Source organism: Paraburkholderia nodosa DSM 21604 (assembly GCF_000519185.1).
In the GTDB taxonomy this organism is placed as follows: domain Bacteria; phylum Pseudomonadota; class Gammaproteobacteria; order Burkholderiales; family Burkholderiaceae; genus Paraburkholderia; species Paraburkholderia nodosa.
Window position 1 is genome coordinate 298791 of record NZ_JAFA01000007.1, and the last position, 25291, is coordinate 324081.

A 25291-nucleotide genomic window follows, 5' to 3' on the forward strand; every position below is an offset into this window, starting at 1 on the left:
GGAACTGGCCTGCCGAGGCTGGCAGGCCAGTTTCGCTCACACCATCGGGCCCGGGTGCGGCGATCAGGTGAGCGCCATCCCGCCGTCGACAGACAACCCCGCGCCGGTCACGAAGCCGGCCAGATCGGAGCAAAGGAACAGTGCGGCATTCGCGATGTCCTCAACCGCGCCGAGGCGCCCGAGCGGTGTTTTGTCCATGGCGTACGCCAGCATCTCGTCGGCGTTCTGGAAGAAGCCCATCTTGATCTGCTGGTCGAGCAAGCCCGCGAGCATCTCGGTTTGAATCAGGCCGGGATAAAGGCAGTTCACGCGGATATTCCAGCCAAACTTGCCGCCTTCGACGGCGCCGACTTTCGTCAGCCGGTCTACGGCCGACTTGGTCGCGGCGTAAGCCGCCGTGCCGGGGTTCGCGCGCAGATGCGCCATCGACGAGAGGTTCAGGATCGCCCCACCATCGCCCGCGATGCCGCCTGGACGCATCGCGCGCATTGCGTGCTTCATGCCGAGCGTAAGACCACGGATGTTGACCGACATCAGCCGGTCGAACGTCTCGATCGACAGTTCGGCGATCGGTGCGGACGCTTCGATGCCCGCGTTGTTGACTACAGTCGTGAGCGTACCGAAGCGCAGCACCGTCGCAGCGATTGCGGATTCCCAGGCGGCCTCGTCTCGCACATCGTGCTCGACGAAGTCCGCCTCACCTCCAGATTTGCGAATGGCTTCTGCCGTAGCAAGTCCCGCGTCGGTCAACACGTCGGCGACCATGACGCGGGCGCCCGCTGCCGCGAACGTGCCCGCCATCGCGGCGCCAATGCCGCGGGCGCCGCCAGTCAGCAGCACCACCTTGTTTTGCATCGAAATGGACATTGCGATCCTCGCTGAGATTCGGTGCCTGTGAGTTGGCACGCTTGATGATGGATGTTTAACGTGCGTAGGCAGGAACGCTGGCCTGGATGTAGTTCATCTTGTCGGCGCCCTGATCCTTGATGGCGGCGTCGACCCAGGCCTTGATGAGGCCCGCATCCATGATTCCCATGAATTCCTTGCTACCCGTGTCGTTGAAGTTCACGTTCGAGCCGGTGACGACCATAAAGGTGTCGGTGTCTTCGGTGTTGTCCGCCGGCGTATTGAACTGGTGAATCGAGCCACCCGGCTCGTAGAGATAGCTGCCTGCCGTCTGCTTCTGGTCGGGGTACTCGGTGTAGTACCAGCAGCCGCTCATGGTGTAGAGGTGAACGGTGCCCGTATGGAAATGCAGGGGAAGCGTCACGCCCGGTGAAAATTTCACACGCAGCACCCACGTGCCATTGTGCGGATCGAGAAAAAGCGGATACGCCTTGATGCCCGGATGCAGCAGGCCTTCGAGGAATTTGCCGACATTCGTGTCGATCGTGAGCAGTTGGTCCTGATGAGTGACGATTTCGGGTGCGCTCATGTTTGTCTCTCCTGTGTATGTACGTGGGGGACGTCCAACCGATGGACGTGTGTTTGAGGTTTGCGTGGCCGGGAAAAAAATCGAGATGGCGCGGCTGTCCTAGAAGCCGTGCCTCATGCCGATCATGACCGCCGAAGTGCCTACGCTGGGCGCAACAGGCTGGCCATAGACGATCGTCTGGTTCATTGTTCCGCGGTTGTTGACGTAGCCGAAGTTGGCGTAGACGAGGGTCGACTTCGAGAGGTTGTAGTTAGCTCCAACTGCGTATTCCGTTGACTGGTTCTGCGTATGATTCTGGTCGCGCAGGTAATAGACGCCCGAGTCGATAGCGAACGCAGGCGTAAAGCGATATCCCAGACCGCCGGAAATCATGTCGTAGTTCATTGCGCTCGACTGAGCCGGGTTTCGGCCGTTCGAATACGAGCCGCTCACGGTGAAGCCGGCGATGTAGTAGAGCGCGCTAAACGAATAGAAGCGGTTGTTCGCGAGCCCCGTGGGAACCGTCGTAGCAGTCGGATTGCTGTCGTGGCCGTTGTAGTAAATTGCTGCGGCTTTCAAACCGTTGTTGTCGTACTGAAGCACGGCCGATTCGCGCGTGTTTCCCTGAAGGCTTCCCGCGACGCCTCCTGGCGCGTACCCCAGCGTTGCCGACAAGCCCAGGAATTTCGGCGACGTGTAGACAATGGCGTTGCTGTCATAAACCGAGCCCAACTGTCCATTGGTGCTGGTTCCGGGCCATCCGGCTGCCGTGTTGATGCCGACCAGGGCGGTCAGAATGCTGCCGAAATACCCCGCATGGCGCGCATCGGTCGCGGTCAGTGCGAGGATCATCGGCGCATATTGCCGGCCCAACTTGAGCGAGCCAAACGGGCCGGTCGCGCCAATAGTGGCAACCTGGTTGAAGAGCGTTGCGGTGCCGGGAGTATCGCCGAGGCCGACCTTGCCCGTGCCTGTATCGAAGTTGCTCTGGAGTTGGAACGTGGCCTTGTATCCTCCGCCCAGGTCCTCCACGCCGGTCATGCCCCAGAAGCTGCCGTATATGCCGCCGTCCTTGTACCGGGCGATGCTGCCCGTATTCTTTGCCTTCGGGCTGAATGAAGCCGCCGATGACGTTTGATACATCAGTCCGCCGTCAATCGTTCCGTAGAGTGTCACGGAGGATTGTGCACAGGCTTCGCCTATTACGATGGCAAAGGACGCAATCAGTAGTACAGATTGTTTCATCCTGTCTCCGACCTCAGATTTATTGGTATTCCTGCTTCTGCCCGTATCGGGCATCACGTCCTGGCTCAATCAAGTGGGCGTGCTGTCCGACATGGATACGGTGCGCCCCCGATCCCCGATGAAATTCCAGATGCTATGACCGTCGATGGCACGAGAGAAACTGCAGTCTTCAAACCGCTCGCTGATGTGAGTGAATATTCGCAGCTAACGCCGTCATAGTTTTACCTTCAAGTGACAAGTTTTTAACTTTTGGCGACACCTTGGGGATAGACCTGGCCCGGTACGCTTGCCGTATGTGAGCGTGTGGTCTGTTTTTCTTGCTGTGGAAGGCGAGTTGCCGAAAGAGGGGCGCAGGAGATTGCCAAAATGGCACCCAAAGTCCTTGGCAACTGATTCCGCGGAGGTTGCAGTCCCTATTGAGAGGCGTGCCGCGGCCATGAAGAAGTGGGGGGGGCGGGACTGCGAAGAGGCATGCCGACACGACTACCGGGAACGCGCGCCGGCTAGCTTGCGCGAGCGACCGCTGCTCCGATCCACGTGAACTACCACATCGAACACCGTCTGATGGTCATCGTGCCCTTTTTCGGTTGCCCAAACGCCACCGCGGTCTGGTGCCCGTTCCGCCGACATTCTGGCAAGTGCCTGGCGTGGTGAGCAGCAAGACGTCGTCGACCTGACAGCACCTGACACGGTTGTCTATTCCGAAGCTTGTGGTCAGCCTGCACTTTGGGCCGCCCTCAAACCTTTGAGGCGGCCGCTGTTGGGTGCACGCCAGGGCAAAACGCGTACGGTTCCAACTCCGTTCGAATGACCGATAGGCAGGCAGGGAGCGGCCGTTCGAATGGCCCAAAGAGGATGTCGCCGACCGTCTCTGGTTGGCCGTCACCGGTAGCTCAGCGGCACGTTGAACGCGATTCGTAGTGCCTGATGTGCCGAGGCTTGCGCGCCTTGATGCACTGGCTCCCCCCGTCGCCACATACTCCCGTGATGGGAAGCTTCAGCGGAGCCTACATAGGTCGGAGCAAGCATGGTCCCGCGGCAACGCCTGGCGCCGCAGCGACAGGTGTACTCGCTGGCTGATTCGCGTGCTTTCGCAGGGATCTCAAGCGCGTAGTCGATGAACAGTTCCTCGCCGGGCTGGATGTCCTTGAGCGCGTTGATGTAGACGCGGCCTGATTGCTCGATCGCCTCACAGTTCGCCTTGCACGCATGGTTGAGCCACCTTGCGCCGTTTCCGCCGCGGCCGCCATCTATGACGCGCCCGTCCGACAACCCGAAGAGGAATGTATGCCCGGCGTCGGCGCGGCGCGCATAGGTGCGGGTCGCTTCCCGCCAGGTGGTGACGAGCCCCTTGTATTCAAAGATGCGCTCGCCGGCGCGACGACGCACTGTATGACGCTGACAGGATGGCAACTGCTGCTCAAAATGACGCCGTGGTCCAGCGGTGGGAAACGTTGATGTGGCAATTTCAGACGCCCACACCGTGGACTCCGTCCGGACAGAAGTGGGTAGCGATGAGCCGGATATTCGATCTGGAGCAGCAATAGAATCGCCGGAGAACGTGGCGCGGCGAAGGAATGAATCAGGCTCATCGAGAATGCTGATTATGCCGAGGACAACGATGAGCCGCGTATGACCGGAAAACGGTATGTTCATGGGCTCGATTACTGCTTCTGCTCGATCTCATGTCGCCGCACGATTCAGTGTGCTTTATTCCGGACACCCCGTCTAGCAAGGTTGAAGAAAAGTACGCGCTGCACGTCTACTTTGCGACGGAACTGGCATCCTCGATCGATACCGTGCTGCAACCCACACCCTGGGGAGAACCGCGACTGTCTCGCGCTTCAGTTCGTCGATGTGATGGCGGGAGTTATCTGGTCTCACTATGAGCGCAGCAACACCGAAGCATACGCAGTGTGCGATACCGCATATCGGCCAGCGCCACCTGTTCTTCTAGGCGGCCGCTCCCGGAGACCGACTGACTTGCCGTAATACCTCGCATCGCCCTGTACCGACGCTCAAGGCGGCGCTCCCTTTCCTAAAGGTGATACGGATCTGTACCGCTTGGTGTCTGGACAAGGTTCACCTCGTACGATGCATTGACGTTCGCTGCTCCACATACCGGAAGGATTCCTGAATACATTCCACATGAGGACTAGACCAGGCGGGTGAGGATCACGTGCTGGACCCACTCTAACGGGCCGCTGGCGTGCAAAGGTGCTCGACGGACGCGGGTGGCACCCGGTCAATTGTCAATGGCGCTTGCCATGGGCAATAGCAGTTGCCGGAGGCGCCAGTTCAGTACCTCCGCCCTGGCTTGCCCGACGCGTTGCGAAACGCTTCGGTTCGAAAGGCCCATGAAAATCCTGTGAAAGTATATGGAAATGGCAATCGCTTGTATTTCCATTGTTATTGACGTAGTCCGATCAGGTAGGTACGATGCGCCGCTGATGAACGGCGGGCGGACCAAAACAACCGCGCGCAGACCCGGCATTGAATCAGCAAAGGGCGGAACGCATGGCGGCGTCCCGATACAGCCCAATGACTTCGGACTGGAAGATGTTATGAACCGGATGTCACGAGCGGCAAGGCAATCCAGCACGCATGAAGGTGAGCCGTTAACCGAGATCGGGCAAGATGGCCAATCTGGCCTGCGCGGCCTGGTACAAGTGCAGGCCGAGACCGACCGGGGCCGCTACGACAGCGTTGCGCGATTTTTCCACTGGACATTTGCTGCCTGGATTATTTACGCGAGCATTACGGGTTACTCGCTCACCCGGATGGCCGATGGACCGGTGCACGATTCCCTGTCGCAACTGAACATGTCGATAGGAACGGTGCTGATCGTGCTTTTTCCGCTTCGGGTGGGTTGGAAGCTGGTCCGAATCGCGCCGCCTGCGCTGCCCGATGTGTCCGTCGAACAGCAATTGCTGGCACGCATCGTACATGTCGTGATTTACGTCACGATTTTTGCTGTGCTTGCGAGTGGTTTCCTGATGGTTCCGAATGGCTATCCGTTGTTCGGCCTGGTTGAAATTCACACTCCGTTCCAGAAAGGTCCGCTAACCGACGAATTGTTCGCAGTGCATCGCGCAAGTTGCGCTCTGCTGGTGGGACTGGTCATATTGCACGTGGCTGCAGTAATCAAGCACCAGCTTATCTCGCGTAACGACGTGCTGCGAAGGATGCTTTAAATACTGCCCTCCGGTTCCGGCAACGACAAGCGTTTGCGCCGTGCAGTAGAGCCTACTCACGAGGAGCGGGGGTCACGATTGATCCAGCGCGTGGCCCCCGCGAATAGCGGCGCGGTCCAAGACATCGACGCTCTCAGACCTGCCGGTCGGCTGCCGCCCAATCCAGGCCTGGACGGCTCAGGCGATATAGCGTCGGTCCATCAGCGACGTTGCCAGAATCACAATCAACGTTGACGGTCTGCAATATATTGAGTGCGCAGTATTGGCGCTTGAGTGGCCTGGCCACTCGAGAAACGCTGGCCTTTTCTACCAGTTGTATCGCGCTGATGCGATGACTGTGCGAGGATTTCCATAAATGCACACGGCTGATGACTGACAACCGCCTACGTAACGGCGATCGAAGATGTTCGTTGCGTTGATCGCGAAGCGCCAGTCGCGCATGTCGTAATGCACCGCGGCATCGTAGAGCGTATAGCTCGGCACAGAGATCGAGTTGTCTGCTGCGCCCGCAACCGAGCTTTGATAACGCACGCCCATGCCGAAGCCCAGTCCGGCGATCGCGCCGGTATGCCAGGTCCAGTCAGCCCACAGCGATGCCATCTGCCGTGGCCGCGGAATATCCACCGGCCATTTGTTCAACGTTTCGTCATTGGCCTTGATGTTCTTCACGTCCTGATAGACGTATGCCGCAATGATCGACAGATTGTTCGTCAGCTTGCCCACAGCGCTGAACTCGAACCCTCGGGAGCGCACTTCGCCAGTCTGCACGTAGGTGCTGAGAGTGGGGTCGTCGAGGTTGGGCGTCGCGACGTTGGTCTGGTTTATCTGATAGAGCGCCGCGTTGAGCATCAGGTTTTTGCCGGGTGGCTGCCAGCGAACGCCCAGTTCAACCTGACGCCCGCGCGTGGGTTCGGGCAGGGCGCCGTTCGCCATGTTCACGCCGAGCAGTGGGTTGAACGAGGTCGAGTAGCTGATGTACGGCGACAGCCCGTAATCGCCGAGGAACGTGAGACCGATGCGGCCGCTGAATGCGTGATCTGCCCGCGTCTGCTGAGTACCGCCCATCAGGTCGTTCTGTGTTGTAACCGACCAGTCCTGGCGGCCACCGAGTGTGAACACCCAGCGGCGCCACTTGATCTGATCCTGCAAGTAGATGCCGAACGCGTCCATCGCGCTCTTGATGTCGGTACGAGGATACGCGTTCGACGAGGAGAAGATTGCCGCGGTAACGGGCGTGTATACAGGGCTGAAGAGATTCAGGTCAGGCGCGAGCGCGAGCCGCTCACTGTCGGTCGTGGTTTGCCGGTTGTACTCGAAACCTGCCAGCACGGTGTGGTCAAATTCGCCGGTTCGGAATTTTGCCTGCGCCTGGTTGTCAATGTCGAAGCGGTTTTAGTTGAATTGGAAGATCCCGGCGTAGCGTGTGAGCGACGCCATCGTGGGGTCGGCTTCATCGAGGCCCCCGCCGTACACCGACCAGTCATCGGTCGAAAGATGCATGAAGCGTGCACTCTGGCGCACCGTCCACACACTATTGAACTGATGCTCGAACTGGTAGCCGATGGATGCCTGACGCTTGCCATAGCGGTCGAAATCCGGATCGCCCACGTAGAGATTGTTCGAGATCACACCGTTCGGATTGGGCAGGACCGTGCCGCTCGCTGGCAGGAAATTGCTTGCGGTGTCGGTCCAGTCCTGCAGGTAGGTCGCGTAGAGCGTGAACGACGTCGCAGCATCTGGCTGCCATTTGATGGAGGGCGAGAGCGCCACCCGCTGATCGGAGTTCGGCCCGAGCTGCACGTTGCCGTCGCGGGCGACGCCAACCACGCGGTAAGAAAGCGTGCCATCCTTGTCGATCCTGTCGCCGATGTCGAAGGCAATCTGCTTGCGCGCGAAATTTCCGATCTGCAATTCCATTTCGCGAATGCGCTCACCATTAGCGATCTTGCTTTGCACATCGACGATGGCGCCTGGATCGCCCTGCCCGTAAAGGACCGAGGTCGGGCCGCGCAGCACGCTCAGGCTGTCAATCATGTAGGGGTCGACGCGCCAGCTCGCGAGATTGATCGTGTTGGGCACGGAGAGTCCGTCGACGAAGAGCGTGGGCGTGAAGCCGCGCAGTGCGGAATACCAGTCGGAACGGTTGTCCGAGCTATAGGTGGAAAAACCCGGAACGTAGCGCAACGCCTGATTGATGTCTGTGGCGCGCGTCATCTCGATCTGCTCGGCGGTGACAACGTTGATCGTCTGCGGGATCTCGTTGATGGGCGTGTCCGTTTTCGTGCCGGTTGCGCTGCGGCGTGCGACCAGGCCGACGGTTGCATCCTTGTCGCCATTGGCCAAAACCGGGATCGTGGGTAGTGTTTCACCGCCTGCGGCCGGTTGGTCCGCTCCGCTGCTTGCTGCGTTGCCAGATACGCTGTCCGACGACTGCGCCTGCCGGGTTGCGCCCTGCGGCGCATCCGTCTGCGCCCAGGCGTGGCCCGCCGCCGCATAGAACGCCATGCCCGCAGCGGTCGAGATCGCGCGCATGCGCGTGCTGGTTGCCCATTCCATCCTTTGTTGCTCTCCAGTAGTGTGTGGCTGCCCGACGGCGAGCCTTGGTATCGGGGATGGCAGGCCAGGCGGCCAGTGCTTCCCCTGTTTTCCGTTGACTTGCATGCCCTGCCAGCGCCGCGCGCAACCGCGGCATCTCATGCGGTTTCACCGCCACTTCCCGACGACCTCACCGTTTCGCAGACAAGCCGGGAGCACGCGGCGGCGACAGTCTGTCGCGCAGCGGAAAGTCATTGCCCGGGGGATTTAGCGTGCGGCGCCGTCTGGGTGAACCAGCTGGCTCCTGACCACGCCTCTCATGTCTCTTGACCTTGCCAGGTTACGCGCAGTCGGCCGGCGGGAGGAATCGTGCATCGAACTATGCAAGAATGAGAATTATTACAGTTTTGACGCCCGACTTAGGGCCCGACGAGACAAGGGAAAGCTTACATGCGACCGACATCCGACGTAATGACAACTTCTATCGCGATCGTGCCATTTTGTTGCTGAAACTCGATGAAAACGGAAAAGCTTGAAAATCTGGAACCCGTATGGCGGCAACGCTTTCTGCCGATCCGCACAAACGCGGACAACCCGGTCGTTGCACGAATGTGGGATTTCGAGGACGGCTTTCGGGATGCGTGGCACGTTCACGACGAGGCCCAGCTCATCTATGTGACGCGCGGAGTGGCCCGAGCGCTAACACCGAATAGCATCTGGACACTCGCACCGTTCCAGGCGATCTGGATGCCGCCTGGCATGCTTCACGAGCTCCACGCGATTGGCGATGTGACCGCGCGTACGGCTTATGTCGATGCGGCAATCGCGACGGAGTTCAGGGTATGGACGCAGTGCAGGGTGGTGCAGGTCGGACAGCTGCTGGACGCCTTGGTGGTGGCCCTGGCCGTGAGCGCCGGTGACAGCGATGCCCGGCGCGCCGAACTTGCGCTTCCGCTTTTCCTGTTCGAGCTGCAACGCGCATTGCCCGCGTTGAGCGGGACGCTTCCGCTTCCGGACGATCGCCGGCTGCGCGCAGTCTGCGAACAGCTGTTGCTGTGTCCCGAGAACAACGAAACGATTGACGTTTGGGGCGCGCGTGTCGGTGCCAGCACGCGGACATTGGCGAGGCTCTTTCGTGACGAGACCGGGCTGAGCTTTGGCCAGTGGAGGCAGCAGCTAAGGCTGGTGGAGGCCGTTGCGCGTCTCGCGTTGGGGACACCCGTGGCGACAGTTGCGGCTGAACTTGGCTATCAAAGTCCGAGCGCATTTACTTCGATGTTCAGGAAGGCGCTAGGAACGAGCCCGCAGAGGTATCTCAGGTCGCGCGACAACACGTGATTCAACGGCTTTGTCAAGTTGGCCGAAGATGGTGTGTGCCATCTGGGCAAGCTAAGGTATCCTTATTGGATAATTCCGAGCTTGCTTACCCCGGCCCAGCACTGCCAGGCAAGTAGGCGTGCCTGAAGTTCTACGCGATGGCAGGCAGCCTTCATCTGGTGCCGGGGCGAGGCGAAGTGCTGACGGATAGGACCGAAGCGGGAGAGAAACGCCTGAATACGCTGGGGATCGCGAAAGCCTTGCATCTGGCGCTCGCGCCGGCACGTGGGTTGGTGGCTATTTTCCGCGCGGTTATTGACCCGGGCCGACGCTTTCACGAATACATGTTTCACTCCGGCCAGTTCGGGCACCTCCGCCTTTGCTGCCGGATAGCTACGCAGTTGATCGGTGACAATCTTTCGGGGCACCGGGTGTGAGCGCAATACCTTCCTGAGAAAGCGTGTGGCCGCAGCCTTGTCGCGCCGCTTTTGCAACAGCACGCCCAGTTCGGTGCCGTGCTCGTCCACCGCGCGCCACAGCACGTACGGCTCGCCGCGCAGCTTCACGAACACTTCATCGAGGTGCCAGGTCGAGCCCACCCTGCCCCGCACGGCCTTCGCGCAGCGCGCAAACTGCGCACCAAACCGCTCGCACCAGTTGCGCACCGATTCGTTCGTGACACTCACGCCGCGCTCGAGTAGTAATTCCTCGATGTCACGCAGGCTCAGGTTGAAGCGGTGGTACCACCGTACTGCGCAACTGATGACCGATGCCGGGAAACGGAAACCGTAGTAAGGTGATTTGCTCTTCTTCATCCCGCCATTTTACCAGGCACGGTCATCAACTTGACAAAGCCCTGCGAAAGCTACGCGCCCGGTCGCTATTGATGGGTGCGCGTATTGGTGCGCGGCGACGCGCCGTGTAACAGTCGCCGAATTTGCTTACGCGAGCGCCATCCGCGTGGCGGTTCGGCCGCCATGTCGTCCGCGCTCGCCCGCAAGGCGGCCCACGCCACGGCCACGCGCCTGTCACGAACACTATCCGGTCGCCCGATGCAGAAAATAGTCTGCTTGACGGATTGTATGACAGGAATATAATCCGTCAGCAAGCGGACGGTCTGCCGTCTGGAGAGGGCGGCCGCAAGTCGGCCAGAAAAGCCAACATTACGGAGACAGCACCATGCAGATGGATGCCAGCATTGGAGCGCGCCTGGACAAACTGCCCCTGTCCGGGTTCCATTGGCGTCTGCTCGGACTGATCGCGGCCGGCATGTACTTCGATTCGTTCGACATCTATATCGCCGGCACAGTGCTTGCCGCGATGGTTCACAGCGGCGAGTCCACGCTGGGTCAGAACGCGACGTTCGTTTCCGTCACCTTTATCGGCATGATGGCGGGCGCGTGGCTCTCCGGGGTGCTCGGCGATCGCTTCGGCCGCCGCTTCTGCTATCAGTTCAACCTCGGCATTTACGGCTTCGCATCGATTGCCGCGGCGCTCGCGCCGTCGATCTACTGGCTGATCTTCTTTCGTCTCGTGATGGGCATCGGCATGGGTGCCGAGATCGTGGTCGGATACGGCACGCTCAGCGAGTTCATTCCCGCCCACTGGCGCGGGCGCTTTGGCACGATCCTCAACCTCATCATCAACACGTCGCTGTTTCTCTCGACGTTTCTCGGCTGGCTGATCGTCCCGCAGTACGGCTGGCGCTGGATGTTCGCGATCGCGGGATGCGGCGCGCTGTTTGTCTGGTTCCTGCGCAAGTCGATGCCGGAATCGCCGCGCTGGCTCGCATCGCGCGGACGCGCCGACGAAGCCCGGCAGATCGTCGAGCGCATCGAGGCGGCGTGCGGCAGGCCCACGGACCGCACGGCGGGTGTCACGTCGTCCCTCACGCGCGAGTCGTCTGCAGGCGCCGCGAACAATGCGAACGATGCCGGCCGGCTCGCAGACCTGTTTTCGCGCCGGCTGCTGACGCGCACCACCACAGCCATCACGGTGCTCGTCGCGCTCTTTACCGTCAATTACGCATTCGTCAGCTGGATACCCACATTCCTCGTGAAGCAGGGACACAGCGTGTCGAACTCGCTCGGCATCACGGCACTGATGTTCGCGGGCGGCCCCGTCGGTTCGCTGATTGCATTTGGCCTCGCCGAGCGCCTTGGCCGGAAATGGGGCATTGTGCTGTTTTCGCTCGTCTGCGCGGGCTTTGGCGTCGCCTATCCGTTCGCGCAGTCGGCGGTGGCGATCACGGCGCTCGGCTTTGCGATCACGGCTGGCATCTATGTGCTGTCTTCGTTCAGCGTCGCCACGTATGTGCCCGAGCTGTTTCCCACGGAGCTGCGGCTGCGCGCCGCGGGGCTTGCCAACACGGCGGGCCGCGCAGTCAGCATCGTCGTGCCGTACGCGGTGGCGAGCGCGTTCATGCGCTTCGGCATCTCGGGCGTGCTCACGCTGATCGTCAGCACGCTGCTGATACAGGCGGTGATCGTCGGCGTGTTCGGGGCGGAAACGAAGCACCGCTCGCTCGAAGCGATTGCCGCCGACGCCACGAACGGGCAAGCGCTTGAAGGATGCGCGAGCGCCGCGGCGGAGTGAAGGGCGCCGCAAGGATTTCCACACACGGATCACCAGATAAAGGAAACAAGAGACATGTCATCGCCCGCTGAGAACTACCGGATTTACGCAGTCAAGTATGCGCATTTCGAACGCCGCTCAGGCGATAACTTCATCGGCGGCGACTCCCATGACGTGCCGATGCCGCTCGATTACTTCGTATGGGCCGTGGTGGGCGAGTCGCGCACGTTCATCGTCGACACGGGCTTCGATCAGGCGATGGCCGACAAGCGCGGCCGCACGATCACGAACACGGTGGAGCACGGCCTCAAGCAGATCGGCATTCGCGCCGACGACGTCGAAGACGTCATCATCACGCACATGCACTACGATCACGCAGGCAATCACTCGCTGTTCCCTCGCGCGCGCTATCACCTTCAGTACCGGGAGATGGCGTATTGCACGGGCCGCTGCATGTGTCATCACGCGCTGAGCCATCCGTTCGAGCCGGAAGACGTGAAGTCGATGGTCGGTCGCCTGTTCGAAGGGCGCGTGCAGTTCCATGACGGCGCCTCTGAGATCGCGCCAGGACTGAGCGTGCATTGGGTCGGCGGACATACGAACGGCCTGCAGGTCGTGCGCGTGCATACGCAGCGCGGCTGGGTCGTGCTGGCGTCGGATGCTTCGCACTTCTACGCGAACATGCAGGAGCATCGGCCGTTCCCCGTCGTCTACAACGTCGGCGACATGCTGGAGGGCTATGAAGCCGCTCATCGGCTGGCGCGCTCGCCGAATCACGTGATTCCCGGCCACGATCCCGCGGTGCTGACGCGCTATCCGTCGCATGACCGCGCGACGGAAGGCTGGATCGTGCGGCTCGATGCAGAAGCACGCTAAGCGGGGCGGCAAGATGATCCTGAAAGGCAAGCGCGCGCTCGTTACGGGTTCGTCCAACGGCCTGGGTCTCGCAATGGCGCGGGCGCTGGCGGGCGCGGGATGCGACATCGTCCTGCATGGGCTCGAGACGCCGGGGCAGATGATGCGCACGATGGACGAGCTGGAGCATGCATTCGACGTGGACGTCGCGTATGTGCAGGCCGATCTCACCACGCCGGCCGGTGTCGATGCGCTGATCGGCGCGGCGCAAGAGCGGGTGCGCTCGCTCGACGTACTCATCAACAATGCAGTCGTTCGGCATTTCGCGGCTATCGAAGCGTTTCCGCTCGATCACTGGAACAGCGCGCTCGCCGTGAACCTCACGGCCGCGTTTCGCGCGATCCAGCTGGCGCTGCCCGGCATGCGCGAGCGTGGCTGGGGCCGTATCTTCAACATGACGTCGGTGTACGGCGCGCGCGCCGTCGCCAACCGCGTCGACTACGTGACGACCAAAACGGCGCTGCTCGGCCTCACGCGCTCGGTGGCGATCGAAACCTTGAGTCAGGGCATCACCTGCAACGCGATCTGCCCGGGCTCGGTGCTCACGCCGAACATCGACGGCCGCATCCATGCGTTGATGGACGAGCGCGGCCTGAACCGCAACGATGCCGTGCGCGAATTCCTCAAGGGCAAGCAGCCGACCGGCGAACTCGTCGAGGCTGCGCACGTGGGCGAGATGGTCGTATTTCTGTGCGGCCCGGCGGCCAGCCAGATCACGGGCGCGATGATGCCGATCGAAGGAGGCTGGCTTGCAGGCTGATTCCATCGACGCACGCGCATTGCAAAACGGCGAATTGACCCGCGCGCTCGCGCGTTTTGTAGCCGCCACGCAATGGCATGACGTGCCCGCCGCCGTGCGCAGCGAAGCGAAACGCTCGCTCGTCAATTACTTCGCCGTCGCGCTGGCAGGCTCGCACGATCCGACGCTCGACAAGGCCGTGAGAGTCTATGGCCGCTTTCGCGCCGGCAGCGAGGCGACGCTCGTGGGCCGCAGCGAACGCATGGACATGCTCAATGGGGCCGCGCTTAACGCGATGAGCGCGAACGTCTACGACTTCGACGACACGCATATTCCCACCATCCTCCATCCGACTGCGCCCGTGGCCGCCGCGCTGTTCGCGCTCGCCGAGTCGCATGCGATGAGCGGCGAGGCGTTGCTGCTCGCGTTCGTCATCGGCGTGGAAGTGGAGTGCCGCATCGCCAACGCGGTGTCGCCGGAGCACTATCAGCGCGGTTGGCACATCACCTCGACGTGCGGCGTGTTCGGCGCGGCGGCTGCCGCCGCGAAGGCGCGCGGACTCGACGAAGACGCCATCGTGTGGGCGCTCGGCAACGCGTCCGCCCAGACGGGCGGCCTGGTCGAAACGCTCGGCACGATGTCGAAGAGCATCAGCGTCGGCAACGCGGCGCGCAACGGGCTGCTCTCCGCGCTGCTCGCCGAAGACGGTTTTTCCGGCCCCGTCGCGCCGCTCGAAGGCGAACGTGGCTTCCTGCGCGTGACGGTCTCGAAACCGCGCTGGCATGCGCTCACGCAAGAACTCGGGCGCGAATGGGGGCTGCTCAAGAACACCTACAAGCCGTATCCGTGCGGCGTGGTGCTCAATCCGGTGATCGACGCGTGCCTCGATCTGCGGCGCGACGCGCGCTGGTCCCTCGACGATATCGAGGAAATCGAACTAACAGGGCATCCGCTGCTGCGCGAGCGCACCGACCGGCCCGGCGTGCGCACGGGCCGCGAATCGCAGGTCAGCGCGCATCATGCCGTGGCCGTGACGCTCTCGCGCGGCAAGGCGGGGCTCGAGGAGTTCACCGATACGGCCGTCGCCGATCCTTCGCTGCGGGCACTGGCGAGCCGGCTGCGTTTTGTCGATGACGCCGCATGGCCGGTGGAATCGGCGCAAGTGACGATCGTGCTGCGCTCGGGCGAACGCCTGTCGCGTCGCGTGCTGGCGGCGCGCGGCAGTCTCAGCGCGCCGCTCGCCAACGTCGAGCTGGCGGACAAACTGCATCGGCTAGCGGCCTATGGCCGCTCGGGCGTCGATGCGCAGCCGCTCGCGCAAGCGCTATGGAATTTCGATGCCGAGCCCGATGCCGCGGCCGTGGTGCGTCTTGCGCGCGCCCGTGGCTCGGATTAACGCAGAGACCCTTAATTTACGAGGATTGTCATGTCGAGTAGTGAGGCATCAAATCAACAGAGCGGTCGCCTGCTCGGTTTCGTCGGCGTCGGCACGATGGGCCGGCCGATGGCGCGGCGGCTGATCGCAGGGGGGCATGCCCTCATCGTGTACGACCGCGATCAGGCGGCCGTCGCGGAACTGAAGGCGCTGGGCGCACAGGTGGCGGCGTCGGTGCGGGAAGTGGCCGACGGCGCGCATACCGTGTTCACGAGCCTGCCCACGCCGGCGATTTTCAAGCAGGTCGCGCTCGGCGAGGGCGGTCTGGTCGAAGGCAGCGCGATCAAGATCCTGGTCGATCTGTCGACTGTCGGCTCGCGCATCGAAAGAGAAGTCGCCGAAGGGCTGGTGGCGAAAGGCATCGACACCGTCGATGCGCCCGTGAGCGGCGGCGCGGCGGGCGCGGCGAAGGGCACGCTCGCGATCATGGCGGCGGGCAAGCCGGCCGCGCTCGAACAGGTGCGCGGCCTCTTCGAGGTGCTGGGCAAAGTCTTCGTCGTGGGCGACCAGGCCGGACAAGGGCAATTGCTGAAGCTGCTCAACAACATGCTGTCGTCCACGGCGTTCGCGATCACGTCCGAAGCGTTCGTCGCAGGCATGCGCGGCGGCCTGGACCCGGAAATTATGATGTCGGTGATCAATGCGGGCAGCGGCAAGAACGGCGCGACGCTCGACAAGTTTCCGAAGCACGTGCTGCCGCGTACGTTCGACTTCGGTTTTCCCGTGGGCAGCGTCTGCAAGGACATCGGCCTTGCCGTCGACGAATGCCAGGCGCTGGGCGTGCCGATGTGGGTCGGCAGCGTCGCGCGCCAGGTATGGAATTACGCCGCGATGCAGGACGGCAGCGCGCGCGACATGACGGAACTCGTCAAGTACGTCGAGCGCTGGTCGTCCATCGACGGGCTCGCGGACTGAGTCGCACCGGTGGCTCGCCCTGCGAGCCCGAATTTTCATAACGGAGAATCACATGATCGTTGAAATGCGCATCTATCACTGCGCGCCGACCCGCCTGCCGGCCTTGCTCGACCGCTTCACGTCCACCACGCTGGGCTTCTTCGAAAAGTACGGCATCAAGCAGATCGGCTTTTGGACCACGCTGATCGGGCCCAGCAATCACGCGCTCACGTACATGCTGAAATGGGAAAGCCTCGCCGAGCGCGAGCAGAAGTGGAACGCGTTTCAGGCCGACGCGGAATGGATCGCGAAGCGCGCGGCGACGGAAGCGGAGAAGCCCATCGTCGAGCGCATCGAGAACCACTTCCTCACGCCGACCGCGTTTTCCGCGTTGCGCTAGGAGATTAGCGTCATGACACAACCCAGGCGAATCGGTTTCATCGGGCTCGGCATGATGGGCGCGCCGATGGTGCAATGCCTCGTCAACGCGGGCTTCGACCTCTTCATCGACGACGCCGACGCCGCGCGTGCCGACGCGCTCGCCGCGCAAACGGGCGCGCAGCGTCTGAGCGAGGACAATGCGGCGTCGCTCGACGCGTTGATCACGATGCTGCCGAATTCGGCCATCGTCGAAAGCGTGCTGCTCGGCGGTGGCGCGCACGGCTGGGCAAGCCGGCTCGCGAAGGGCGCGGCGGTGATCGACATGAGTTCGTCGGAGCCGGAACGCTCGCGCAAGCTCGGCGCGGTGCTCGAAGAGCGCGGCCTCGCGTATCTCGATGCGCCCGTTTCGGGCGGCGTGAAGAAAGCGAAGGAAGGCACGCTCGCGATTCTCGTCGGCGGCAGCGCGGATGAACTCGCGCGCTGCAAGCCCGTACTCGAGGCGATGGGCAAGAGCATTCTGCACATCGGCGGCGCGGGCGCGGGGCATGCGGCGAAGGCGCTGAACAACTACGTGTCGGCGGCGGGACTGGCCGCCACGGTCGAGGCGCTGCACGTCGCGCAACGCTTCGGCATCGAGCCGGAGGTGATGACGGACGTGCTGAACGCATCGTCGGGCCGCAGCAACACCTCGGAGAACAAGGTGAAGCAGTTCATGCTGAGCGGTACGTTCGCCTCGGGCTTCGCGCTGCAATTGATGAACAAGGATCTGAAGATCGCGCGTGCGCTCGCGCAGTCGGTCGGCTATCCCATGACGCTCGGCATGACCTGCACCGCGATGTGGGACGAAGCCGCGCAGCGTTCGACGCCCGCGACCGACCACACCGAAATGTACCGCTTGCTCGATGGCGACGCGTCCTGATCTTTCTGCTTTGGAGCCTGCCATGTCACATGCAGCGCAGTTTTATATCGACGGACGCTGGGTCGAGCCCGCTTCCCCACGATGGTTCGACGTCGTCGATCCGTCCACCGAAGCGCCGTTCGAGCGCCTGGCGCTCGGCAATGCGCAAGACGTCGATCGCGCCGTGGCTGCCGCGCGCCGCGCGTTTCCCGCGTGGTCCGCGACGAGCGTGGCCGAACGCGTCGCGATGCTGCGGCGCGTGCTGGCCATTTACGAGCGCCGCTACGACGAATTCGCGGAGGCGATGCGCCGCGAAATGGGCGCGCCCATCGCGTTCGCGCGCAGCGGCCAGGCGGCGCGCGGCCCGGCGCACCTGAATGCGCTGATCGACGTGCTCGAGCGCTTCAAATTCGAGGAGCAGCGCGGCAACACGCGTGTGGTGCTCGAAGCGATCGGCGTGTGCGGCCTTATCACGCCGTGGAACTGGCCCGTGAACCAGATCGTCGTGAAGCTCGCGCCCGCGCTTGCGGCCGGCTGCACGATGGTGCTCAAGCCCAGCGAATATTCGCCGCTGAGCGCGCTGCTGTTCGCCGAAGTGCTCGACGAAGCGCAGTTGCCCGCGGGCGTGTTCAATCTCGTGAACGGCGACGGTCCGGGCGTGGGCGAGGCGATTGCCACGCACCCCGATATCGACATGGTGTCGTTCACGGGTTCGACGCGTGCGGGCGTGCTCGTCGCACAGGCGGCCGCGCCGACGGTCAAGCGCGTTGCGCAGGAGCTGGGCGGCAAGTCCGCCAACATCCTGCTCGACGACGTCGATCTCGAAGAAGCCGTGAAGCGCGGCGTTGCCGCGTGCTTCACGAACTCGGGCCAGTCGTGCTCGATTCCCACGCGCATGCTGGTGCCGCGTCAACTGATGAACGACGCCGCGCAGATCGCGAAGCGCGCGGCGGAGTCGTACCGCCTGGGGCCGACCGACGATCCGTCCACGCAACTCGGGCCGCTCGTCAACCGCAATCAGCTCGAGCGCGTGCAGGCGTTGATCCAGAAGGGCATCGACGAAGGCGCGCGGCTCGTGACGGGCGGCACGGGCGTGCCCGCCGGCATCGAGAAAGGCTACTACGTGAAGCCGACCATCTTCGCCGACGTCACACCCGAGATGACCATCGCGCGCGAGGAGATCTTCGGGCCGGTGCTTTCGATGATGCCGTACGACAGCGAAGGCGAAGCTATTGCGATTGCCAACGGCACCGAATACGGCCTCGCCGCTTACGTGCAATCCAGCGACATCGCGCGCGCCCGCAAGGTGGGCCGTGCGTTGCGTGCGGGCGGCGTGCATCTGAACTATCCGCCCGCCGATTTCCATGCGCCGTTCGGCGGCTACAAGCGCTCGGGCAACGGCCGCGAGTGGGGCGAAGCGGGCTTGCGCGAATACCTGGAAACGAAGGCGTTGGTCGGTTACGGCGCGCAATGAGCGGCGAGCGGCCGGCTCCGGACCGGCCGGTCGCCAAAAAATTTTGCGCATTTTGATTGTCTGACAATCATCGTGTCTGGCAGTCTGAATGCGCGGAGCAACTGAACGAGTCGGGCAACTGGGAGGACCTTGAAGATGGACAACAACGAACGTTTCAAGAAAGGCTTTGAAAACCGCAAGGAAGTGCTGGGCGCGGCGCACGTGGAGAAGTCGTGGGTCAACGCCGACGACTTCAACCGCCCGATGCAGCAGTACGTGACGGAGTGCTGCTGGGGCGATATCTGGGGCGACAACACGCTGCCCTTCAAGACGCGCAGCCTGCTAAACCTCGGGATACTCACCGCAATGAGCCAGCACCACGAACTGGCCGTGCACGTGAAAGGCGCGCTGCGCAACGGCGTGACGAAGGACGAGATCCGCGCGGTGTTGATGCAGGCGGCCATCTACTGCGGCGTGCCGCTGGCGCTCGCCGCGTTCCGCGTGGCGACGGAGGCGATCAAGGCGTACGAAGCGGAGACTTCGACGGTTTGATCGGGGCGGCACGCGCCGCAAAGTCCACGCAATGTCGACGCGACATCGAAGCACACAAACTACGCACCGCACGCTGCGGGCAATCAATGCAATGAACTTGCATGCGGCCGGAACGGGCGCAAATACGCCGGTTCCGGCCGACAAAGGAGACAACGATGAAGACCCTCACCGCAACTGACGTCGTACTGTCCGAAGGCGAGCAGACGATCGAAACGAAAAGACGCAACGCCATCAAAGGCGCGTTCTTCTCCGAGTACATCGACATGTTCGATATTTACCTGCCCGTCGTCGTCCTGTCGCCGGTGCTGGCGTTCTTCCAGCCGCCGCATCTGTCAGGCGGAATGGAGACGATTCTCGCGTCGCTGGTGTTCATCACGACGCTGCTGGGGCGGCCGATCGGCGCGCTGCTGTTCGGCATGGTCGCGGACCGCATCGGCCGCCGCAAGGCGTCGATCTGGTCGGTGTCGGGCTTCGGCGTGGTCACGCTGCTGATCGCACTGCTGCCGGGCTACGAGAGCGTCGGCATCGTGTCGTACTGGGCGCTGGTGCTGTTGCGCTTCGTCGACGGGATCTTTCTCGGCGGCGGCTATACGGGTGCGATGCCGCTTGCCATCGAGTATTCGAAGAAAGAGCAGCGCGGCTTCGTGGGCGGCTTCATCATCGCGGGCTTTCCCGCCGCGTACGTGTCGATCAATCTGATCGCCATGCTGATGTTCTGGTTCTTTCCGCTTAGCGGCATGCACTCGCCGTACGCACAATGGGGCTGGCGCATTCCGTTCGTGCTGGGCGCCGTGCTCGCGGGCGCGCTGGCGATGTACTACGTGCACAAGGTCGCCGAATCGGAGATCTGGAAGAGCGAAACGGCCGAGAAGGCCGATCAGCCCGAAAAGCTGCCGCTGACAGACCTGCTGCGCGGCAAGAGCGGCCGCAACCTGCTCCAGGTGCTGGTCATGATGACGGGCTTCTGGCTAACGCAGAACATCATCACGATCTTCCTGCCCACGGGCCTGCTCGTGAAGACGCTGCATCTGAACGGCTTCCAGATGACGTCCACGCTGATGATCACCTACTTCGTGCTGTTCTTCAGCTATATCGGCTCGGGCATGCTCGCGCAGGTGATCGGCCGGCGGCGCTTCTTCGCGATCGTCGGTCCGCTGATTGCGACGGTCGGCGCCGCGCTGCTGTATGTGCTCGCGAACGTCGACGGGCTCTCGCTCGGGGCGATCATCGCGCTGGTCTGTGTGCTTGCGGTGCTCGTCACGTCGCCGTGGGGCGTGATCGTCACGTACATCAACGAGCGCTTCGTCACCGATGTGCGCGCAACGGGTTTCGGCGTGGGCTTCAGCCTCTCGGTGATCATCCCGTCGTTCTACGCGTTCTACATGGACTGGCTGAGCGCGTTCATGCCGTTGCGGCTCACTTCGGTGGTGCTGCTGTGCCTCGGCGGTCTGATCGGCGCGGTCGGCGCGCTGATGGGACCGGAAACGAAGGATGTCGATTTTTGACGAATGAACTGACTGTAAGGGAAGAGCGGAAATGAACAAGGAAAGGATCGGCTTCATCGGTCTGGGCAACATGGGCGGCCGCATGACTCGGCGCCTCGTCGATGCGGGCATTGCGGTGCTCGGCTACGACACGGTGCCCGCGCGCGTGGAAGCAGCGGGCGCGCAGGCTGCGCCCACGATAGCGGACGTCATGAAGTTTGCCGACGTGGTGATGCTGTCGCTACCGGACAGCAAGGTGGTGGAGAGCGTGGTCGAAGGCGAGGGCGGCGTGCTGGCGCACTGCCGCGCCGGGCAGATCGTGGTCGACCTGAGCACGGCGGCCGCGAGTTCGACCATACGGCTCGCGCAGCATTTCGCGCAAGACGGCGTGCAGTATGTGGACGCGGGGATCTCGGGCGGCGCGGCCGCGGCGGAAAAGGGCACGCTCACGCTGATGGTGGGCGGCGAAGCGAGCGCGGTCAAGGCGCTCGACTGGGCGTTCGCGCCGATCGCCAGCAAGGTCGCGCACATGGGCGAAAGCGGCGCGGGCCACACGACCAAGCTGCTGAACAACTTCCTCAACGCGGTAAGCCTCGCGGCAAGCGCGGAAGTGATGGTGGCGGGCAAGAAGGCGGGGCTCGACCTGCATCTGCTGCTCGACGTGCTCAACAGCAGCAGCGGCGTAAACTTCGCGACGCTGAACCGCTTTCCGAAGATCGTCGACGGCGACTATCTGGAAGGCGGCCTGACCGGCAAGCTCATGACGAAGGATGTCGTGCTCTATGTCGATCGCGTGCGCGAGCTGGGAGTGGTGTCGCTGAACGCGTCGGGGCCGCTCGCGAGCTTCGGCTTGGGCACGGCGCTCGGCTACGGCGACGTGATCAGCAATCGGGTCGTCGATGCGATCGGCGACGTTTCGGGCGGCGTGCGGCTTTCGACTGCCAGCGGAATGTTTGACTAATGGAGAAGAGGCAGTCATGAAGGTTTTTCACGGCAGGGCAGAAGGCAAGATGTCGGAGCAGCGCGGCGAAACGTTCTCGGGGACGGTGTGGGCCGACCCCGTGATGCCGACGACCGATGGCGTCACGATCAACACGGTGTTCTTCGCGCCGCGCGGCCGCACCTACTGGCACACGCACGAGCAGGGCCAGGTCTTGCAGGTGACCGCGGGCAAGGGCTGGATCTGCAAGGACGGCGAGGCGCCGCAGGAAATCCGCCAGGGCGACATCGTGTTCATCGGACCCAACGAGCGTCACTGGCACGGCGCGAGCGACGGCAGCTACATGGTCCATATCGCCACGTCGATCGGCAAGTCGACGTGGCAGGAAGAAGTGCCGGAGGCCGACTACCCGAAGGGGCTCGACGCACGTTGATGCGGAGTGCGAAACGCGGCGCGGGCCGCGTTTCGCACGCGCAGACATTCGACCATCGTCATCACGAGGAACGACGCAATGAAGCAGGGTGACCAGCCGGCGCGCGAGCCACGCTCACCGCAGCAGATCAAGGACGATTTCATGCGCGTGCACGGCGCCTGGAACGCCGCATGGGACAGCATGCTTCGTCTCGACGCGGGCTTTGTCGACGCCTACGTTCAGCTCTGTGCGGTGCCGCATCGCCGCCATCATCTCGACGACAAGGTGCGCGCCTTCATCGCGCTGGCCGCCGATGCGTGCGCCACACAGCTATACGGGCCCGGTGTCGCGCATCATCTGGAACGCGCGCTCGCCTTCGGCGCGACCCGCGAAGAACTGATGGAAGTGCTCGAGCTGATCAGCACGATCGGCATCCATACGAGCAATGTCGGCGTGCCCGCGCTGCTCGAAGTGCTCGAAGAAGAAGGGCTGCGCACGAGACCCGCGCCGCTCGACGAACGCCGCCGCGCGCTGAAAGAAGCGTTCGAAAAGAATCGCGGCTATTGGCATCCCACGTGGGAGGGGCTGCTCGAATTCGATCCTGACTTCTTCGAAGCCTATGTGGCGTTTTCGTCTGTACCGTGGCGCACCGGCGTGTTGAGCCCGAAGGTCAAGGAATTCATGTATTGCGCGTTCGACGCGTCCTCTACGCATCTGTACGTGCCGGGGCTCAAGCTGCACATGCGCAACGCGCTGCGCTACGGCGCGAGCGCGGAAGAACTCATGGAGCTGCTGGAGGTCGTCAGCACCACGGGCATTCATGGCGCCGAACTCGGCGCGCCGCTGCTCGAGGCGGCGCTGACGAAACAGCGCGCGACGGCAACGGCCTGACATGCCGGGCGCAGACGCCAGTACGAACCGGGTGCGCGGCGCCGCGCGCGAATCCGCGCGGCCTTCCGGGCCGCCGCGCGCACCCGCGCCCCACTCGACGTACCGGGCGCTCCAGACGTCGCCGCTGTCGCGGCTCGCTTCGAACGGGAACGAGCAGGCGCACGTGCGCACGTGCGCGATCCTGGGCTACAACTAGACGAGGTCGGCATGGCGGATTGCGCAACGCTCGTGGTGCTGCGCCACGCCCAGTCGGAATGGAACCGCACGAACCGCTTCACGGGCTGGATGGATGTGCCGTTGTCGGAGCAGGGGGTCACGCAGGCTGCGCGCATCGGCGAGCAGATGCGGGCGCTGTCGTTGCGCTTCGATCTGGCGGTGACGTCGGCGCTGAGCCGCGCGGGGCGCTCGCTCGACTTGATCGTCCGCCAGTGCGGTGCGCCCGCGCGGCCCGTCGTGCGTTCGTGGCGGCTGAACGACCGCCATTACGGCGCATTGACGGGCCTCGACAAGGAGGTTGCCGCGGCGCTGTACGGCCCGGAGCAGGTGCGCGCATGGCGGCGCGGCTTTGCCGAGGCGCCGCCGCCGCTCGACGCAGAACGGCAGCAGGCCATTGTCAGGCAGTTCGAGGAGGCGGCGCTGCCGCCCCCCCACGCGCTCCCCAGCACCGAGAGCTTGCGTGACACGCTGAACCGCGTGCTGCCGCTCTGGCACGGCGCCGTGACGCCCTCGCTGCGCACCGGCGAGTCGGTGCTCATGGTTGCGCACGGCAACGCGTTGCGCGCCTTGTTCAAGCATCTGGACGGCATCGACGACGCCGGAATCGCGTCGCTCGAAGTCGCGCACGCCGAGCCGCTCGTGCTCCGGTTCGACGCAAGCCTGCGCATCGTCTCACGCACCGGGCTCGCCGCCATGACGCGATGATTCGATCTCCGTGTCCGACGCGCGTGCGCCGACCGCCCGATTTATGCGCGCCGGACGGCCAGAACGGGCGGCCGTGAAGTATGATACGGGTTGGATTTTTGTCGGACGGGAAGACAATAATGTCGGCTGATATGGAGTTGATCCGGCCTGAGACGCTGCGTCACCAGGTCGAAAACGTGCTGCGGCAGGCGATCATGAGCGGGCGCTTCGCGCCCGGCGCGCGTTTGATCGAGCGCGAACTTTGCGAAACGCTGGGTGTGAGCCGGACCTCCGTGCGCGAGGCGTTGCGCAAGCTGGAGGCCGAAAAGCTCGTGCGCAACGTGCCGCACAAGGGGCCTGTGGTGGCGGTGATGTCGCGCGCCGAGGCCGTCGAACTCTATGCGCTGCGCGCCTTGCTGGAGGGATTTGCGGCGCACGAATTCGCGCGCCTTGCCAGTGACGGCGCCATCGCACAGTTCGGCGAGGCCGCGAAAGTGCTGCGCGCCCAGGCGACGGCGCAGGATCAGGATGGCGTGCTCAAGGCCAAGACGGCGCTCTACGACGTGCTGCTCGACAACTGCGGCAACCATCTCGTGAAGGAAATTCTCAACAGCCTTTACTTGCGTGTGAATCTCCTGCGCGCGACGTCGCTGATGCATCCTGACCGGCTGCCGAGCAGCCTGCGCGAAATCGACAAACTCCACAAGGCGCTGAAGGCGAGAGACGCGGACGAGGCGCAGGAACTGGCGCGCCAGCACGTGCTCAACGCGGAAAAGGCCGCATTGCGCATGCTGGCCGAGCAGGGCGAAGAGGAAATTTCCGGGTGACGCGTCGAGGCGTCACTCCACTCTGGGCGTGACGCGCGATAGACCCGGTCATCTGAACGCTGCGTGTCGTTGCCGTCGTCACGCTTGCCATCTCTGTGAGTGGGGAACTGACCGAGGAGCGGCCAGTGGTCGAACTGCAGCTTTCCAAAGAGGGGCTCGCGACCGCGCCGCTCGGCATGGGGTGCCTTTGATTCTCGTGCAGATTTCCGGTTGGGCACACCTATGCCTGGCGCCGGTCTGCCTTGCGGCCCTGTATAAATTTCGTTTTAAATCAAATGCCTGCTGACTACC

22 protein-coding genes and 2 pseudogenes are annotated in these 25291 nt (G+C 63.1%); 18 read left to right on the plus strand and 6 right to left on the minus strand.

Annotated features, from left to right (window positions below; translation table 11 throughout):
* Positions 1–63 precede the first annotated feature (63 nt).
* The 4 genes and pseudogenes from A3CW_RS0112930 to A3CW_RS46150 all read right to left on the minus strand — a co-directional run.
* Positions 64–867 carry an SDR family NAD(P)-dependent oxidoreductase gene (locus tag A3CW_RS0112930; protein ID WP_028203954.1) on the minus strand — a complete coding sequence of 268 codons (804 nt, stop codon included), beginning with the start codon at positions 865–867 and terminating at the stop codon, positions 64–66.
* 55 nt (positions 868–922) lie between these two features.
* Positions 923–1435: a 2,4'-dihydroxyacetophenone dioxygenase family protein gene (locus tag A3CW_RS0112935; RefSeq protein WP_028203955.1), complete on the minus strand. Its 513-nt coding sequence runs from the start codon at positions 1433–1435 to the stop codon at positions 923–925.
* 99 nt (positions 1436–1534) lie between these two features.
* Positions 1535–2659 (minus strand): porin, encoded by a 1125-nt coding sequence (locus A3CW_RS0112940; RefSeq protein WP_028203956.1) that lies wholly within the window; start codon positions 2657–2659, stop codon positions 1535–1537.
* A gap of 1020 nt (positions 2660–3679) precedes the next feature.
* A pseudogene (locus tag A3CW_RS46150) lies at positions 3680–4072 on the minus strand (SET domain-containing protein); the annotation flags it as partial.
* Positions 4073–5037: 965 nt separating this feature from the next.
* Between A3CW_RS46150 and A3CW_RS0112950 the strand changes: the two are divergent.
* Positions 5038–5853 carry a cytochrome b gene (locus A3CW_RS0112950; protein WP_081771639.1) on the plus strand — a complete coding sequence of 272 codons (816 nt, stop codon included), beginning with the start codon at positions 5038–5040 and terminating at the stop codon, positions 5851–5853.
* Between the two features lie 306 nt (positions 5854–6159).
* Here the strand turns inward: A3CW_RS0112950 and A3CW_RS46155 are convergent.
* Positions 6160–8409: pseudogene (locus tag A3CW_RS46155) on the minus strand (TonB-dependent siderophore receptor).
* Positions 8410–8904: 495 nt separating this feature from the next.
* Between A3CW_RS46155 and A3CW_RS0112960 the strand changes: the two are divergent.
* Positions 8905–9726: an AraC family transcriptional regulator gene (locus A3CW_RS0112960; RefSeq protein WP_028203958.1), complete on the plus strand. Its 822-nt coding sequence runs from the start codon at positions 8905–8907 to the stop codon at positions 9724–9726.
* Between the two features lie 62 nt (positions 9727–9788).
* Here A3CW_RS0112960 and A3CW_RS0112965 read toward each other — a convergent pair whose 3' ends face one another.
* Positions 9789–10520 carry an IS6 family transposase gene (locus A3CW_RS0112965; RefSeq protein ID WP_028203959.1) on the minus strand — a complete coding sequence of 244 codons (732 nt, stop codon included), beginning with the start codon at positions 10518–10520 and terminating at the stop codon, positions 9789–9791.
* Between the two features lie 364 nt (positions 10521–10884).
* Here A3CW_RS0112965 and A3CW_RS0112970 point away from each other — a divergent pair, with 364 nt between their 5' ends.
* The 16 genes from A3CW_RS0112970 to A3CW_RS0113045 all read left to right on the plus strand — a co-directional run bounded on the left by A3CW_RS0112970 (position 10885) and on the right by A3CW_RS0113045 (position 25000).
* Positions 10885–12300, plus strand: a complete 1416-nt coding sequence (locus A3CW_RS0112970; protein ID WP_028203960.1) for an MFS transporter — start codon at positions 10885–10887, stop codon at positions 12298–12300.
* A 54-nt stretch (positions 12301–12354) separates the two neighbouring features.
* Entirely contained in the window at positions 12355–13155 is an 801-nt protein-coding gene (locus A3CW_RS0112975; protein WP_028203961.1) for an N-acyl homoserine lactonase family protein, read from the plus strand.
* 13 nt (positions 13156–13168) lie between these two features.
* Positions 13169–13954, plus strand: coding sequence for an SDR family oxidoreductase (locus tag A3CW_RS0112980; protein ID WP_028203962.1), 786 nt, complete (start codon positions 13169–13171; stop codon positions 13952–13954).
* Positions 13944–15329, plus strand: a complete 1386-nt coding sequence (locus tag A3CW_RS0112985) for an MmgE/PrpD family protein (protein WP_035512871.1) — start codon at positions 13944–13946, stop codon at positions 15327–15329. Before A3CW_RS0112980 ends, A3CW_RS0112985 begins: the two co-directional genes overlap by 11 nt.
* Before the next feature lie 30 nt (positions 15330–15359).
* Entirely contained in the window at positions 15360–16283 is a 924-nt protein-coding gene (locus A3CW_RS0112990; RefSeq protein ID WP_028203964.1) for an NAD(P)-dependent oxidoreductase, read from the plus strand.
* Between the two features lie 52 nt (positions 16284–16335).
* Positions 16336–16662 (plus strand): NIPSNAP family protein, encoded by a 327-nt coding sequence (locus A3CW_RS0112995; protein WP_028203965.1) that lies wholly within the window; start codon positions 16336–16338, stop codon positions 16660–16662.
* 12 nt (positions 16663–16674) lie between these two features.
* Positions 16675–17562 (plus strand): NAD(P)-dependent oxidoreductase, encoded by an 888-nt coding sequence (locus A3CW_RS0113000; RefSeq protein ID WP_028203966.1) that lies wholly within the window; start codon positions 16675–16677, stop codon positions 17560–17562.
* A 22-nt stretch (positions 17563–17584) separates the two neighbouring features.
* The gene (locus tag A3CW_RS0113005) at positions 17585–19015 is read left to right on the plus strand and encodes an aldehyde dehydrogenase family protein (RefSeq protein ID WP_028203967.1); all 1431 of its coding nucleotides are present in this window, start codon (positions 17585–17587) and stop codon (positions 19013–19015) included.
* Between the two features lie 135 nt (positions 19016–19150).
* Positions 19151–19546, plus strand: a complete 396-nt coding sequence (locus A3CW_RS0113010; RefSeq protein ID WP_028203968.1) for a carboxymuconolactone decarboxylase family protein — start codon at positions 19151–19153, stop codon at positions 19544–19546.
* A 155-nt stretch (positions 19547–19701) separates the two neighbouring features.
* Positions 19702–21051: an MFS transporter gene (locus tag A3CW_RS0113015; RefSeq protein ID WP_028203969.1), complete on the plus strand. Its 1350-nt coding sequence runs from the start codon at positions 19702–19704 to the stop codon at positions 21049–21051.
* A gap of 31 nt (positions 21052–21082) precedes the next feature.
* On the plus strand, positions 21083–21991 hold the full coding sequence (locus A3CW_RS0113020) for an NAD(P)-dependent oxidoreductase (RefSeq protein ID WP_028203970.1): 909 nt from the start codon (positions 21083–21085) through the stop codon (positions 21989–21991).
* Between the two features lie 16 nt (positions 21992–22007).
* Positions 22008–22403, plus strand: coding sequence for a cupin domain-containing protein (locus A3CW_RS0113025; protein WP_028203971.1), 396 nt, complete (start codon positions 22008–22010; stop codon positions 22401–22403).
* 78 nt (positions 22404–22481) lie between these two features.
* Positions 22482–23273, plus strand: coding sequence for a carboxymuconolactone decarboxylase family protein (locus tag A3CW_RS0113030; RefSeq protein ID WP_028203972.1), 792 nt, complete (start codon positions 22482–22484; stop codon positions 23271–23273).
* 1 nt (position 23274) lies between these two features.
* On the plus strand, positions 23275–23469 hold the full coding sequence (locus A3CW_RS53290; RefSeq protein ID WP_035512873.1) for a hypothetical protein: 195 nt from the start codon (positions 23275–23277) through the stop codon (positions 23467–23469).
* An 11-nt stretch (positions 23470–23480) separates the two neighbouring features.
* A complete protein-coding gene (locus A3CW_RS0113040) occupies positions 23481–24194 on the plus strand; it encodes a 2,3-bisphosphoglycerate-dependent phosphoglycerate mutase (protein ID WP_028203973.1) in 714 nt (237 codons plus the stop codon).
* A gap of 119 nt (positions 24195–24313) precedes the next feature.
* Positions 24314–25000, plus strand: coding sequence for a GntR family transcriptional regulator (locus A3CW_RS0113045; RefSeq protein ID WP_035512875.1), 687 nt, complete (start codon positions 24314–24316; stop codon positions 24998–25000).
* The last annotated feature ends 291 nt before the right edge of the window (positions 25001–25291 follow it).